Raw genomic sequence first — 14,644 nt, forward strand, 5'->3', positions numbered from 1 at the left:
GAAATAATATTAATCATATTATTGGCACTCAGAGGCACTTATATGTCACCATATAAAGTTTGGTTATAGTATTCAACATTTCTGCATCCAACACTAACTAACAATAGCAGTTAAACCCACAGAAAAGCTGCAAATATAAACTTTGATATACCAATGATACCAAGGAGTTAAAAATGAAAGATATTGGAGCAACAATTTGGTTTACAGGATTGAGTGGTGCTGGCAAAACCACTATTAGTAGCGAAGTAGCAAAACAATTAAGAAGTCGTGGAATCAAAGTCGAAGTTTTAGATGGTGATATAGTTCGACAAAATCTCACCAAAGATTTAGGATTTAGCAGAGCAGATCGAGACGAAAATATTAGACGAATTGGTTTTGTTGCTGATTTATTAACTAGAAATGGTGTGGTAGTATTGATTTCTGCTATTTCACCATATCGTGATGTGCGGCAAGAGGTACGCCAGAAAATTGGCAATAACTTTATTGAAGTTTATGTCAATGCATCCTTGAAAATTTGTGAAGATCGTGACGTTAAAGGTTTGTATAAACGAGCGCGTCAAGGGGAAATAAAGTTTTTTACAGGTATTGATGACCCCTATGAACCACCTTTAAACCCAGAAGTTGAGTGTTTGACAGAACAAGAAGGTATTGGACAAAGCGTGGCCAAAGTAATAGAGAAATTTGACATCTTATGTAGTAATATTTCTGCTTCTTCTGCTTGTTTATAATTCTCTCATTTAAATTATTTGTAATAATATGAGAACCATTAACTTTGCTCATAGTTAATGTTTATCTCCACAAAATTTGTACCTATGTCAGACACAGTTATTCGCATTGACAACCTCAGTAAGAAATATATTATTGGACACCAAAAACAGGAACGTTATACCGCACTGCGGGATGTAATAACTAATCAAATTAAATCTCTTGGTAGTTTCATCAATCCCAACGCTAAAACGGAAAATCCTGCCTTTGAAGAATTTTGGGCTTTGAAGGATATATCTTTTGAAATTAAGCAAGGGGATAGAGTTGGGATTATTGGGCGTAATGGTGCGGGAAAATCAACCCTATTGAAGATTTTAAGTAGAATTACAGAACCAACGAAGGGGCGCATTAATATAAAAGGAAGAGTTGCTAGTTTATTGGAGGTTGGGACTGGTTTTCATGGTGAATTAACTGGGAGAGAAAATATATTTCTGAATGGTGCAATTTTGGGAATGAGTAAGTCCGAAATTAAGCGCAAGTTTGATGAAATTGTGGATTTTTCAGAAGTAGAGAAATTTTTAGATACACCTGTAAAGCGTTATTCATCAGGAATGTATGTAAGGCTGGCCTTTGCCGTAGCCGCACATTTAGAACCAGAGATTTTAATTGTAGATGAAGTTCTAGCTGTAGGGGATTCCGCTTTCCAGCAAAAATGTCTGGGAAAGATGGAAGAAGTAGGACAAGAAGGAAGAACCGTTTTATTTGTTAGCCATAATATGGCGACTGTTAAACAATTATGTAATCGTGGATTTCTATTATATGAAGGCAACTTAATTTTTCAAGGAGATCCTTATGAAACCATATTTCAGTATATGCAGAAAATTACTCAAAAAATATCTTATTCACAGAAAATATATAGTCATATAAAAGGTAATGGTAAAGCAGAAATAGAAAAGATAACCATAAATAATTTTAAAAATTCTGATATAGTATTATCTATTTTTGAAAAATTAAAAATATCAATTGAATATAAAATCAATCAATCAGTAGACGAATTAAATTTTTTTGTACTGATCTACAATTTAGAAGATGGAGAAGTATATACGAGTTTATTTCAAAGAGATTCTCTTAGTAATATAAAACCATCTTCTAATCAGGGAAAAATAAGTGTAGAATTTATTAACCCCTTAATGCCTGGTAAATATACAATATCAGCAGGAATCTTTGATAAGAATAAAAATTTTGTAGATTGGGTAGAATTTGCAGAATCATTTTATGTAGAATCAGCATTTATCAATGGTAATAAATATGATCAACGTTTAGGTAAAATAAGTATTCAAGGCACTTGGTATGCTGAGTAAAAGAATTAGAGAATTTATAATACCCATCAGAGTAAAATTTTTCAGGAAAATTAATGATTATTTGCTAGAAAGCCAAAAATATACTCTGATACAGCAGTTAAAAAGTCATGGTGAAGGATGCAAGTTTTATTGGCCATTTTATATAAGTTCGCCTGGAAATCTGGAAATTGGTAGCTTAGTTACAATTGGAACATATGTACATATGTGGTGTCATGGCGAAATTAAAATTGGTGATCGTGTGATGATTGGATCTCATACTGCCATTACTTCAGTTACCCATGACTATGAACAACAGGATATGCATCATACATCTATTAAAAAAAGAGTAGTTATTGAAGAAGATGTATGGATAGGTACGCATTCAGTAATTTTACCTGGTGTAACTATTGGTAGAGGCTCTGTTATAGGAGCGAATTCAGTAGTTACCAAAGATGTTGAACCATATTCAATAGTTTTTGGTAGTCCAGCCAAACATTATAAATATAGAAATATACAAAAGCAAATAGAACAATGAGTTTAGATGATTTGTATTCAGTTTCATTGCATAAATCAGATTGGCCTTGGACTCGTCAGCATCAATATGTGACAAGAGAAATACTAAATATTTCTACTTACCCTCGTATTAGTATTATTACGCCTAGCTACAATCAAGGACATTTTATTGAAGAAACTATTCGTTCAGTATTACTGCAAGGCTATCCAAACATAGAATATATAATTATTGATGGATGTAGTACAGATAATACTCTGGAGATAATTAAAAAATATGAAAGCTCTATATCTTATTGGATAAGTGAGCCAGATAATGGTCAAACTCATGCTATTAATAAAGGTATTGCCAAAGCAACAGGTGATATCATCGCTTATCTTAACAGTGATGATTATTATCTACCAGAAACACTATTTAAAGTTGCTGAACATTTTCGCCAATTTCCTGACACTGACTTACTGCATGGAATTTGTCGTTATGTAAATGAGGAAGGTGAAAAAATTGGTGAGCAGTTTGGTAATATCCAAAAGCTAGAAGAGATTTTAAATTTGTGGGATGTATGGTGGAAAAAACGTCAATTTGTTCAGCCTGAAGTTTTTTGGACAAGACGCATTACAGAAAAAGTTGGTTTATTTAAAGAAGAACTTTACTTTGTGATGGATTATGACTATTGGTGCAGAATTATTCAAGAAGGAGGTATAGTTCAAAGAATAGATTCTGAATTATCTTGTTTTCGATTGACTACTGAGCAAAAGTCTAATCAGAGTCAAGAAGTAGCTAATGAGTTACTAGATTTAGTACGTCCTATTCTTTGGGATAAAAATGTAAATATTTCTCTCAAAAAGCGGCTAATGCTTCAAGGGAAATGGCTATATCAAGTCAAATTTTTACATATGATTGAAAAATCTGTCAGCAATAACGAAGGAAAATTAATACGTTGGGTTAAAACAATCAAATTAATTGCACAATATCCCCAAATATTGCTAGTTTCATCATTCAAAGCAAGATTTAAAAACTGGCTCACTCGATTAAATTCATAAATTATTTCAAAGCTATAGCAATCTGAATTGAAACGTGAGAAAATATGGAGATAAAAAGTACCCATTTACAAGCCTTGTAACCATTTTTATTTTATCAACAATTTAGAATTGTTATAAATAAATTTGCTAAAAGGAGAAAGATATTAAAGTCACTTGCCTTACCTGTAAGTATGAATTTGGTCTAATTACGCTCATCTACTATGATTCAACGCAGTATTAAAGCTTTTTATAGAAAACAAATAGAGTATCTAAAGCCAACTCTTCCTGTTCCAATCCTTTTTACACATATTCCTAAATGTGCAGGTACATCAATTGATCAAGCTTTTCGTGATCAATTTCGTATTGTAGGAACTCGACCTGATTTTGAGATGTTGCGTCGCGCTAATATAGCCCTTACAGGTCAAGGTAGTCTTGCGGATTTTGGAGAATCTGCAACCCTTTTATTACTTTACGCCGCTCAACAAGGTTCAACTTACTTAAGTGGACATTTTCCCATAAATGACAATGCTCTTAAATATCTCAAGAGCCTAAATCCATTTTTTTGTATCACGCTTTTGCGAGAACCTTATTCTCGTCTCCAAAGCAATTACATCTATCGTAAAGTTCGGCTTTGGATGTTAAAGTACGAAAATGCCCCAAACTTGGAGAATCAGGGAGATGAAAAGTTTATTATTCATGAGCGTGAGGAACTGCTTAAATTTTATAATTCCAACGAAGGTTGTTTTCAACTAAGTCTTTATGCCAATATGTTTGGTAGAGGTAGTTATCAAGAAGCTAAATCTACTTTAGAGTGTTTTGATGTTGTGGGTGTAGTTAAACACATAGATCTATTTACTAATAAAATATCTGCTCATCTGCAACAGAAATTTAATGTTGAACATATGAATAAAATTGATAATAAATCTTATCAAAATGAAGCTAAGTTACTTAAATTACTTTTTCAGGATGAACTTATAGAAGCAGAATTAAAAAATAGATTAATTAATGAAAATGAACTCTATTCATGGGTTTTAGATAATCTAATTTAATTAACTCAAATTCCTCAATAATTTAAAATATTTGAATCTGTTGTTAAATTTCTGTGTAGCCGCGATTTATAATTACCCAGGTTTTACAATTATTCTCTCATTCCAAAGTTTAACAGAAAGTTATAAAATTTATAAACCCTTAATTGATTATGTCTATTGGTTCTTTACTCCTCAAAGTCAAACAAAATTATCAGCATGGTCTGAGAACTGCTTATTATCGTGATGTCGTTAGACATAAAATTCTTAGTTCCTTACCTATCAAAGATACGACTAGTAAAGATTGTGAAATTCATGTACTAACTTCTGCAAATGACTGGCTAAATTTAGTCTGGACATTAAAATCTTTTTATCATTTTTCTAAGCGTCAATATGCTTTATGTATTCATGATGATGGAACTCTAACTCAGGAAAATATCTCAACTTTACAATATCACTTTCCAGATGCGCGGATTATTGACAGAAAACAAGCTGACAGAAAGGTTTTAGCATTACTATCATCCTATCCTCGCTGTTTGGAGTTTCGTAAGACAAATCACTTATCACCGAAAGTATTTGACTTTGCTCTATATTTAGAGAGCGATCGTATGTTGTTGCTAGACAGCGATGTACTTTTCTTTCAAGAACCAACTGTTTTGATCCAACGTATTGAAGATCCAGCTTATACTCTGAATACAGTCAATGGTGATGTTGCTAGCGCCTACACCGTTGATCCCATCGTTGTAGAAAAACATTGTAATTTTACTCCCATTGATCGCTTTAATTCCGGGCTGGGGCTAATTCACAAGGCCTCTCTCAAACTGGATTGGATGGAAGAGTTTCTGGCTTTGCCCAATATTATTGGTCACTTCTGGCGAATTGAGCAAACTCTCTTTGCATTATGTAGCTCAAGATTTGGTGTGGAGCTATTGCCACTAGAATATGATGTTCGTTTAGATAGAGGGATAAAAGGATGTCCTAGTCGACACTATGTAGGGAGAATTCGTCACTTAATGTACTTAGAAGGAATTAGACAGTTGGTAAAACAGGGCGGATTAATAAAATGATGTCTAATGAACCTAGTGAAATTCATGTATTAATGATGCCGGATTATTCAAAGGATAATCCTTATCAGACGCTTTTAAAGCGAGCGTTGGAAGATGAACAAGTGATGGTTGATTTTCCCAAAGGATATAGACGCATACTGCCAATTTCTCGCTCAATTTTAAGTCAAAGCATAAAAATAAATATTCTGCACATACATTGGATCAACCCTTACCTTAAGGGAGAAAATCTTTTTGTATTTAGTGTCTATTCTTTAAAGTTCTTGCTCGATATACTAATTGCAAGAATGTTGGGGGTTAAAATTATTTGGACAATTCATAATAGAGTGTCTCATGAATCAAAATTTATCAAGATTGAACTATGGGTGAGACAAGCACTATCAAGAATAGTTCACAGTATGATTATCCATAATCAATCCTACCTTTCAGAAATAGCTTCCGATTTAAAGATTTCAGAGAAAAGATTTTCAATCATTAGTTATGGAAATTTTAAAGGAATCTATGATTGTAAAATCAGCAAAGATGTGTCACGTAATTATTTACAGATTGACAAATTTAAACGCGTATTTCTTCACCAAGGGAACTTAAGACCCTATAAGGGTACAGAGCAACTTATTACTGCTTGGAGGCAATGGGAAGAAAATGCTAAGGATAGCATTCTTATTATCGTTGGACAGCCTTTAAATGATGACTATGCCGAGAAACTGAAAAAAGATATTGATCTTACAAAAAGCATAATTTTCATTCCTGAATTTATTCCGGATAATCTTCTCGGATATTACTATAGTGCGGCTGATATTGCTGTCTTGCCCTTTACTCAAATAACCTCTCCAAGTAGTCTTATTCTGGCAATGTCATTCTCAATACCTGTAATAGCTCCTAAAATAGGAGCCATTCAGGAGTTACTTGGTGAAACAGCATCATCACTACTGTATGATCATACTGACCCTAATGGACTTATGAATTCTCTAAATCTATCTGAAACGGTGGACTTGGTTGATCTAAGTTTGCAAATTGATAGAAGTTGTGATAAGCTGTCTTGGCTTAAAACTGCTAGAAGCACAAAAGCATTATATTTATCTAATCTACCATGTCATATAAGCTAAAAGGAAGGGGCTAGTATGCACTTAATTCATAGAAAAACATGCAGAGTATGTGGGTCTTCATCACTCACACCTGTAATTAACTTGGGAGATCAATATTTACAAGGTTCTTTTATAAAGTCTGATAGAGATGATCCTCCTTTACGTAAAATCCCTACATCATTAGTTAGATGCAACCCAACAAAGGATGAAAAGGCTTGTGGGTTATTGCAAATGGAACATAGTGTGCCACCAGAAATATTGTACTCAGTGTATTGGTATCGTTCTGGTACAAACAATACTATGTTGAATCATTTAAAAGAAATTTCTGAAGAAATATCCTGCATTCTACCTAACACTCAACACTGTACAGTTCTTGATATTGGTTGTAACGATGGAACCTTGTTAAGGTCGTATCCTGATTCTTTCTATAAATATGGTGTTGATCCTTCTGATGTTGCAACACACATACAGAAAGATGAACTAGAAGAAAATATTTGTATTGTCCAAGATATTTTTCCCTCTGCCGAATTAGCATCTAGACTTGGAGGAAAAAAATGTGATGCCATAACCTCGATTGCTATGTTTTATGATTTGGAAGACCCAGTCAAATTCGTGCAAGAAGTCAAAAAAATTCTTGCCCCTCATGGAATATGGGTATTTGAAATGTCATATATGCCTAGTATGTTAGAAATGAATTCCTACGATACGATTTGCCATGAACACTTAGAGTATTATAGTCTTTCAGTAATTGAATACATTCTCAGAACTGCTGACATGAAAATATTCAACGTAGTACTCAATGATATTAATGGGGGAAGTATCAGATGTTATGCTACTCATAACAACAATTTTGACTATAAGTCTGAAACTTACAGCAAAAATATAAGACAACTTAGAATGAAAGAGTTTGAGATGGGACTTGATACTGACAGACCATACAAAGATTTTCAGGATAGGATTAATGTCCATAAAAATAATCTTATTTCATTATTAAAGCGATTAAAGAAGGAAAATAAAAAGATCCATATTTATGGAGCTTCAACTAAAGGTAATACAATTTTACAGTGGTGTGGAATAGACAATCGTATTATTGATTATGCAGCGGAAAGAAATCCTGATAAGTATGGGGCATATACACTAGGTACAGAAATTCCAATCATAAGTGAACAAGAGTCTAGGGCAATGAATCCAGATTTCTATCTTGTATTACCGTGGCACTTCAAGTCTGAATTTATGACTCGTGAGCAGGAAATCCTTAATAAAGGAGTTAATTTCATCTTTCCTTTGCCTAATATTGAGATAGTAGGATCAAACTCTCCAATACCCATTATTAAATAATTGGTATGAAGGCGATAATTTTTGGAGCTTCTGGGCAGGATGGTTATTATCTGTCTCAACTTTTATCGAGAGATGGTATTGATTTTATTTCAGTTTCTCGTTCCCAAGGAATAACTGGGAACTGGGTTAAAGGTGATGTGTGTGACAGTTTGAAAACTTCAGAACTTATACATGCGTATTCTCCAAATTATATTTTCCACCTTGCAGCAAATTCCAGCACAATACATGATCACTTGATAGAAAATTATTTAACAATTTCTAGTGGGTCTGTCACTATTTTAGAAGCAGCATATAAACTGAATAATAATTGTAGAGTATTCATTGCAGGTAGTGGACTTCAATTTGAGAATAAGAATATCCCTATATCAGAAACAGCAAATTTTAGCTGCAACAATGCGTACAGCATGGCACGTATTCAGTCTGTATATGCCGCTCGATATTTTCGCTCAATTGGATTGAAAGTTTACGTTGGTTACTTATTTCATCATGAAAGCTCTCTTCGTAAGCCTTACTATGTAAGTCAGAAAATTGTTCAAGCAGCTAAAGCAATTGGAGCAGGTGAGGAAAGAATAATAGATTTGGGTAATATTGATATTCAAAAGGAGTGGTTATTTGCCCAAGATGTAACTGAGGCAATTTTAACCTTGGTTAATCAAGATATTGTGTATGAAGCCGTAATTGGCTCTGGACTTTCTTACTCCATTCGTGACTGGTTAGATTTATGCTTCAGGTTTGTGGGTAAAGATTGGAATAGTTATGTTAAGTTTAATCCAAATTTCAGTTCTGGCTATTCACGACTAGTTTCAGATCCTAAAACTATTATGTCACTTTCATGGCTTCCAAAAATTAGTTTTGATATGCTTGCTGAAATTATGATGTTGGGTAAGATTTAAAAGCAGTTGATTCCTCACATAAAATCGGTACCAGCTTACTCTCGTGAAGTATTACCTATGAATGCTCCTGTATTGGAGAGTATTTCACCATACATACAATATCCCCAACTTCTTGTTTTATCCTGTAAATTATAAGGAGATATCTGTCTTTTAATGTTTACATCTCATTAAGGAAGGATCACTATAGTAAGAATTAATTATATTGTAATACCCAAAAAAATCATTTTTATAAACTTAGTATGAATCAAAAAGTCAGCATTCTTATCCCCTGCTATAACGCAGAACAATGGATTGCACAATCTATAGAAAGTGCTTTAAATCAAACCTACCCTAATAAAGAAGTAATTGTTGTCGATGATGGTTCTACAGATGGAAGTTTAGAAGTAATTAAAAGTTTTGGTGATGCTATTTGTTGGGTAACAGGTAAAAATCGCGGTGGTAATATTGCACGGAATCGTTTACTAGAGACAAGTACAGGAAATTGGTTACAATATCTAGATGCAGATGATTATTTACTACCTACCAAAATTGAAAACCAAATCAATTTTCTAACGCAGGCTTCTAGTGCTGATATAATCTACAGTCCTAGTATATTTGAGTATTGGGAAGCAGAAATCGTGAAACAAGAAATTTTGTCTATTACTGAACCGCATGATCCCTGGATTTTATTAGCTCTTTGGTACTTACCACAAACAGGAAGTCCGCTTTGGAAAAAACAGGCTCTTTTAGATGTAGGCGGTTGGAAATCTGATCAACCTTGCTGTCAAGAACATGAATTATATTTACGACTTCTGAAAGCAGGGAAAAGATTTGAGTATTGTCATGATTCTGGTTCAGTTTATAGACAATGGAGTGAATCAACTGTTTGCAAAAAAGATAAAACATTAACCTATGAACATCGTTTGGAAATTCTAGACAAACTAGAATCACATCTGAAGTTAATTAATGAACTCAACAATGAGCGTCTTTATGCAATCAATAAATCAAGGTTTGATTGTGCTAGGATGATTTGGTTATTTAATGGGAGTTGGGCTAAAAGTATTATTAGAAAAATATATGATTCAGAGCATAGTTTTAAACTACCAAGTTCTACAGCACCTCTATTTTATCAAATAATATATCATTGTTTGGGATTTGAAGCTGCTGAAATCACGGCAAAATTCAAAAGACAATTACTTACTTTAAATAAATAAACCAATCTAAGTTACCATCTGGATTACGTTTTTGTAATCTTTTTCCTTCTTTCTTTGAAGAAAAGGTTCAATACCCAGTTGTTAATGAGCAGATTTTAATGTATATTAAATAAGTATTATCTGTAGGGCTATTTCACTCTAGAATTAGGCAACGAGTTTACTGGCTTTTAGAAATTAATTGACAGAATTTTCAATCTCTGAAACGACTTATTTTCGTTAATGAAGGCACAAAAAATTGAAAATTAGAATGAAATAGCCCTGGTATTATCTGAGGGTATTGCACAATTACGAAAATTGACTGGATTAAAATTCTCAGGTTGGTATTTATAACTACTTGGGATTGGCTTAATTTAAAAAAATTGTCAGATTAATTAAAATAATGGAAACACCTGCATCTTTCTCCTTGAGTAACTCAGAAATTATCGATCTAGGACAACGTAGTCATGATGAACAAATAATAATATTTCTCCATATTCCCAAGGCTGGAGGTACAACAATTAATGGAATTATAAACCAGCAATACCGCAAAAATTGTACTTTCCGATTTGACGGGATTGAAAATCGCTATAAATTGGCTGAATTAGAACAATATCAGCGTAGTAAATTAAAACTAATTCGTGGACATTTTGCTTTTGGTCTACATGAATTTTTATCTTGTCCAGCCAAGTATTTTACTCTCCTCAGAAATCCAGTGAGTCGAACAATTTCTCACTATAACTATCTTTGTCGTAGTTCCAGTTTGCCTAATCATGAAAAAGTTAAAGAGATGAGTCTTAAGAATTATATACTCAGTGACTTGAGTAATAATAACCTCCAAACAAAAATGTTATTTGGTCTTAGCAATGTTCCTGCATATAGTGATGAAGAAATACTAACAACAGTTAAGCAAAATTTGGAAAATCAATTTTCTGTAGTCGGATTAGTTGAGCGATTTGATGAAACCCTCTTTTTCCTAAAACAGGCATTTAATTGGCGAGTTCCGCTTTATATACAACAAAATATAACTCCTCAACATCAACATATTCAAAATAATGTTGATAACAATATTATAGATATAATTAAGGAGAAAAATTCTTTAGATTTGGAATTGTATGAATATGCTCAAAAACAGTTTGAACACCAAATTGCTGAATCAAAAAAAGATTTTTACCAAAATCTAGAAAGGCAAAAACGCATAAATCAGTTGTATCAACCTTTTGGAAGTACCTATAACTTAGCTAGACATTTTATGTTGAAACAGTTAAAAAAATTTTAGCATTGTTATCGTTAAGTAGTTTATAACAAAACTAATTCTATAATTAATGCAAAATTAATCAGGGTTCAATACTATATACATGATAGATGAAAATAGAACTGCCTATTAGTGCTTTAGTTCCGACACGAAATCGTTCAGAGCCTTTAAGAAGGACACTTGAAAGTTTAGCTCAACAGTCGGCACAACCTGTAGAAATAATTGTCGTGGATGCTTCAGATGATGATAGCACCAAAGAAATTTGTACAAGTTTTATTCCAGAATTAATCACCAAAATTCACTATTATCGAGCAATAAAAGTAGGTGCTGCTACTCAACGCAATCAAGCGATGGTTTATGCAACTCAAAACACTATTTGGCTACTAGACGATGATATTTTGTTTGAACCGGAATGTGTAGCTAGATTGTGGACTGCTTTACAAAGTGATCCGCACATTGGGGGAGTTAACTCAATGATTACCAATCAGAAATATTTACCTCCTGGACTTATTAGCAGATTGCTTTTTCAATTCCTACACGGTCGTTATGAAAGTAGTTATGCAGGTAAATGTATTGGACCTGCAATGAATCTCTTACCAGAAGATCGGGAGGATTTACCAGAAATAGTTTCCGTAGAATGGTTAAATACAACTTGTGTTCTTTATCGTCGCGAAGCATTACCACATCCCTTATTTGCAGATATTTTTACAGGTTATTCTCTGATGGAAGATGTTACCTTATCCTTGACAGTTGGTAAGCTTTGGAAGTTAGTTAATGCTCGTACATCTCGCATTTTTCATGATAGTCAACCTGGTGACCATAAAAATGATCCCGGTGTTTTAGCAGAAATGGATTTAGTGAACCGCCATTATGTGATGACTCAAATATTAGGTCGTCAGGAATTACAGTATTATGGTAAATTAGCTGTTTTGCAACTATTTGGACTTGCCGCTTCACTGAGAAAATTGCAGGGTTGGTTTGATTTACCAAAAGTATTGACAGGAAAGATTCGAGCGATCACCAAAATAGTATCAGCCTAATTTTTATAAAAGTACACTATTATCAACTCATATATTGAGATTTTTTTATTGATACATCAAGCTTTATGAACGAATTATGTATGATATTAATTAATAAGGTTTAAAAATCAAAACGAAATTACATGAAGGATACAAAAGGTCGATTTATATTTATTGATGGCTTACGGGATCTTGCCGCAATGGCTGTGGCTGGATTTCATTTCTATAATGGTGGACCGCTCCGTGAACCTTTATCTAACATTTTTCCTTCTCCATTATCTTTAATGTTGAAATATGGATGGTTAGGAGTCGAAGTTTTTTTTATTAGTGGATTTGTAATAGCTTTCCTAGCTTTCGTTCTTGCTATTGTAACAGCGTATATAATTTATTTACTAGTCGAAAAACCGAGTATAGAATTAAGTAAAAAATTCCAAATAGAAGCGGTTTCCTAGTAAAATTAGTCAATAGCCAATGAACATCATACAATTTTGTTTCCTCAAAGGTAAGTGGTTAATTGATGGGTTAGAAAGTCGTTGGCGTAATTATTATTATCGTACTTTAGGAGTTAAACTGCACGGTTATGTCTGGATGAAGGAAGTTGATATTCCACGCAACTATAGCGATATAGAAATTGAGGCTAATTGTGCGCTTGACAGGGGAGTTACTCTTGTGTGCAGCGGTGAATCTCTTCCTCATTCCAAAATCATTATCGGTGCAAATTCTTATATTAATCGTCATACCTTTATTGATGCAACCGAATCAATAACTATTGGTAAAGATTGCGCTATTGGACCAGGTTGCTACATTACGGATCATGATCATGGATGCGATCCGAGTTTACCACCTTTAGGACAATCCATGATTTCTAAACCTACTACCATTGGAGAATATGTATGGATTGGAGCTAATGTAACAATTTTAAAAGGTGTCACAATAGGCGATCGCGCTATCATAGGTGCGGGAAGTGTGGTAACAAAAGATATACCCTCTGGTGCGATCGCTGTGGGAGTTCCTGCTAAAGTGATTAAAGAGCGAATTTAATGATGAATATAAACTTGTTGACTTTTGACTTCACGGTGGTACTAGACAATTTTAAAAAATGAATACTTGCAATATTACTGTAGTTATCCCAACTTATAACCGATTAACCCAACTTTTAGAAACACTGGAAAAAATATCAAGATGCAATCCCCAACCAAATGAAATAATTGTTCATATTGATGGCAACGATTCTACAACGGAGCAAGGACTTATAAACAGCAATTTTCAAGATATTAAAATTATTAAAAACCCTCTTCAAGTAGGACCAGGTGGTGGAAGAAATATAGCGATTAACCAGGCAATAAACCCCATTGTCGCCAGTTTCGATGATGATTCCTATCCTATAGATACAGACTACTTTGAACGCTTACAACTACTCTTCAATAATTTTCCTCAAGCCGCTGTTATAGCAGCCAAGATATATCACATTAATGAAATCATTGAATCTGACCAATTAGCGGCAACATGGGTATCCAATTTTATTGGCTGTGGATGTGCTTATCGGAAAGAGGTATTTCAGCAAACTAGTGGTTATGTTAGTTTACCAGTAGCCTATGGTATGGAAGAAGTTGATTTGTCCTTACGCCTTCATCACATGGGTTGGGGTATTCTTGAAACTTCATGGCTAAGAGTCTTTCATAACACTCAATTAGCACACCACACCAACCCACACATTACAGCTGCAAGCATCGCCAATCAGATTCTTTTAGCTTATTTAAGGTATCCTATCATCTTTTGGTGGTTAGGAATTGGACAGTGTATAAATCGGATTTTTTGGTTGTTCAAGCATGGCAGAATAAATGGAATTAAAGAAGGTATATTTATCATTCCTGAATTGATTAAAAATCATCATCGAGAACGGCAAATAATTTCTGCTAAATCATTAATATCCTACCTTAAATTACGTAAAAATACAGTTTTTCCTTTATGGAATCCAACAGTTTTACCATGACGCAAGATATGAAAATGTAAGAATTCAGGTAGGGTGATAAGATCCCCGACTCCTTTTGTTTATTGTGTCCACAAATTATCACTTGATGTCAGAAGTCGGGGATCTGGGTATGAACAAGTTCTACAGATGAATACTTACATAACAAAAATTATCCAGATAGTAGAAATGTTCAATGCGGTAAATTCACTTTTCTGATTTACTAGTTTGTAAAGAAGTTTAATCGTAATA

At 33.6% G+C, this 14,644-nt stretch carries 14 protein-coding genes and 1 pseudogene; all 15 read left to right on the forward strand.

All coding sequences use genetic code 11. The features are described from left to right. Window positions 1–149 precede the first annotated feature (149 nt). A pseudogene (cysC, locus tag ACLLO5_RS14585) lies at window positions 150–728 on the forward strand (adenylyl-sulfate kinase); the annotation flags it as partial. Between the two features lie 84 nt (window positions 729–812). Then, window positions 813–2,066 carry an ABC transporter ATP-binding protein gene (locus tag ACLLO5_RS14590; RefSeq protein WP_413171237.1) on the forward strand — a complete coding sequence of 418 codons (1,254 nt, stop codon included), beginning with the start codon at window positions 813–815 and terminating at the stop codon, window positions 2,064–2,066. Further along, window positions 2,056–2,580, forward strand: coding sequence for an acyltransferase (locus ACLLO5_RS14595; protein ID WP_413171238.1), 525 nt, complete (start codon window positions 2,056–2,058; stop codon window positions 2,578–2,580). The genes ACLLO5_RS14590 and ACLLO5_RS14595 overlap by 11 nt, the downstream gene beginning before the upstream one ends. Then, window positions 2,577–3,596, forward strand: coding sequence for a glycosyltransferase family 2 protein (locus ACLLO5_RS14600; RefSeq protein ID WP_413171239.1), 1,020 nt, complete (start codon window positions 2,577–2,579; stop codon window positions 3,594–3,596). The genes ACLLO5_RS14595 and ACLLO5_RS14600 overlap by 4 nt, the downstream gene beginning before the upstream one ends. Before the next feature lie 200 nt (window positions 3,597–3,796). Next, entirely contained in the window at window positions 3,797–4,624 is an 828-nt protein-coding gene (locus ACLLO5_RS14605) for a hypothetical protein (RefSeq protein ID WP_413171240.1), read from the forward strand. Between the two features lie 149 nt (window positions 4,625–4,773). Beyond that, window positions 4,774–5,667: a hypothetical protein gene (locus ACLLO5_RS14610; protein ID WP_413171241.1), complete on the forward strand. Its 894-nt coding sequence runs from the start codon at window positions 4,774–4,776 to the stop codon at window positions 5,665–5,667. Continuing rightward, window positions 5,664–6,770, forward strand: coding sequence for a glycosyltransferase family 4 protein (locus ACLLO5_RS14615; RefSeq protein WP_413171242.1), 1,107 nt, complete (start codon window positions 5,664–5,666; stop codon window positions 6,768–6,770). Before ACLLO5_RS14610 ends, ACLLO5_RS14615 begins: the two co-directional genes overlap by 4 nt. 15 nt (window positions 6,771–6,785) lie before the next feature. Next, the gene (locus ACLLO5_RS14620) at window positions 6,786–8,087 is read left to right on the forward strand and encodes a class I SAM-dependent methyltransferase (RefSeq protein WP_413171243.1); all 1,302 of its coding nucleotides are present in this window, start codon (window positions 6,786–6,788) and stop codon (window positions 8,085–8,087) included. Between the two features lie 5 nt (window positions 8,088–8,092). Then, window positions 8,093–8,980, forward strand: coding sequence for a GDP-mannose 4,6-dehydratase (locus tag ACLLO5_RS14625; protein WP_413171244.1), 888 nt, complete (start codon window positions 8,093–8,095; stop codon window positions 8,978–8,980). Between the two features lie 239 nt (window positions 8,981–9,219). Continuing rightward, window positions 9,220–10,173, forward strand: coding sequence for a glycosyltransferase family 2 protein (locus ACLLO5_RS14630; RefSeq protein ID WP_413171245.1), 954 nt, complete (start codon window positions 9,220–9,222; stop codon window positions 10,171–10,173). A 379-nt stretch (window positions 10,174–10,552) separates the two neighbouring features. After that, window positions 10,553–11,428 (forward strand): sulfotransferase family 2 domain-containing protein, encoded by an 876-nt coding sequence (locus ACLLO5_RS14635; RefSeq protein ID WP_413171246.1) that lies wholly within the window; start codon window positions 10,553–10,555, stop codon window positions 11,426–11,428. A gap of 86 nt (window positions 11,429–11,514) precedes the next feature. Beyond that, window positions 11,515–12,444, forward strand: coding sequence for a glycosyltransferase family 2 protein (locus ACLLO5_RS14640; protein ID WP_413171247.1), 930 nt, complete (start codon window positions 11,515–11,517; stop codon window positions 12,442–12,444). A gap of 122 nt (window positions 12,445–12,566) precedes the next feature. Beyond that, window positions 12,567–12,875 (forward strand): hypothetical protein, encoded by a 309-nt coding sequence (locus tag ACLLO5_RS14645; RefSeq protein ID WP_413171248.1) that lies wholly within the window; start codon window positions 12,567–12,569, stop codon window positions 12,873–12,875. A 19-nt stretch (window positions 12,876–12,894) separates the two neighbouring features. After that, window positions 12,895–13,464: an acyltransferase gene (locus ACLLO5_RS14650; protein WP_413171249.1), complete on the forward strand. Its 570-nt coding sequence runs from the start codon at window positions 12,895–12,897 to the stop codon at window positions 13,462–13,464. Between the two features lie 58 nt (window positions 13,465–13,522). Next, the gene (locus ACLLO5_RS14655; RefSeq protein ID WP_413171250.1) at window positions 13,523–14,416 is read left to right on the forward strand and encodes a glycosyltransferase family 2 protein; all 894 of its coding nucleotides are present in this window, start codon (window positions 13,523–13,525) and stop codon (window positions 14,414–14,416) included. The last annotated feature ends 228 nt before the right edge of the window (window positions 14,417–14,644 follow it).

Source organism: Anabaena azotica SJ-1, assembly GCF_047275885.1.
Lineage (GTDB): Bacteria > Cyanobacteriota > Cyanobacteriia > Cyanobacteriales > Nostocaceae > Trichormus_B > Trichormus_B azotica_A.

Excerpts from the sequence above, each read along its gene's own strand:
- ACLLO5_RS14590 (WP_413171237.1), top strand. The coding sequence starts at position 813 with ATGTCAGACACAGTTATTCGCATTGACAACCTCAGTAAGAAATATATT.
- ACLLO5_RS14595 (WP_413171238.1), top strand. The coding sequence starts at position 2,056 with ATGCTGAGTAAAAGAATTAGAGAATTTATAATACCCATCAGAGTAAAA.
- ACLLO5_RS14600 (WP_413171239.1), top strand. The coding sequence starts at position 2,577 with ATGAGTTTAGATGATTTGTATTCAGTTTCATTGCATAAATCAGATTGG.
- ACLLO5_RS14605 (WP_413171240.1), top strand. The coding sequence starts at position 3,797 with ATGATTCAACGCAGTATTAAAGCTTTTTATAGAAAACAAATAGAGTAT.
- ACLLO5_RS14610 (WP_413171241.1), top strand. The coding sequence starts at position 4,774 with ATGTCTATTGGTTCTTTACTCCTCAAAGTCAAACAAAATTATCAGCAT.
- ACLLO5_RS14615 (WP_413171242.1), top strand. The coding sequence starts at position 5,664 with ATGATGTCTAATGAACCTAGTGAAATTCATGTATTAATGATGCCGGAT.
- ACLLO5_RS14620 (WP_413171243.1), top strand. The coding sequence starts at position 6,786 with ATGCACTTAATTCATAGAAAAACATGCAGAGTATGTGGGTCTTCATCA.
- ACLLO5_RS14625 (WP_413171244.1), top strand. The coding sequence starts at position 8,093 with ATGAAGGCGATAATTTTTGGAGCTTCTGGGCAGGATGGTTATTATCTG.
- ACLLO5_RS14630 (WP_413171245.1), top strand. The coding sequence starts at position 9,220 with ATGAATCAAAAAGTCAGCATTCTTATCCCCTGCTATAACGCAGAACAA.
- ACLLO5_RS14635 (WP_413171246.1), top strand. The coding sequence starts at position 10,553 with ATGGAAACACCTGCATCTTTCTCCTTGAGTAACTCAGAAATTATCGAT.
- ACLLO5_RS14640 (WP_413171247.1), top strand. The coding sequence starts at position 11,515 with ATGAAAATAGAACTGCCTATTAGTGCTTTAGTTCCGACACGAAATCGT.
- ACLLO5_RS14645 (WP_413171248.1), top strand. The coding sequence starts at position 12,567 with ATGAAGGATACAAAAGGTCGATTTATATTTATTGATGGCTTACGGGAT.
- ACLLO5_RS14650 (WP_413171249.1), top strand. The coding sequence starts at position 12,895 with ATGAACATCATACAATTTTGTTTCCTCAAAGGTAAGTGGTTAATTGAT.
- ACLLO5_RS14655 (WP_413171250.1), top strand. The coding sequence starts at position 13,523 with ATGAATACTTGCAATATTACTGTAGTTATCCCAACTTATAACCGATTA.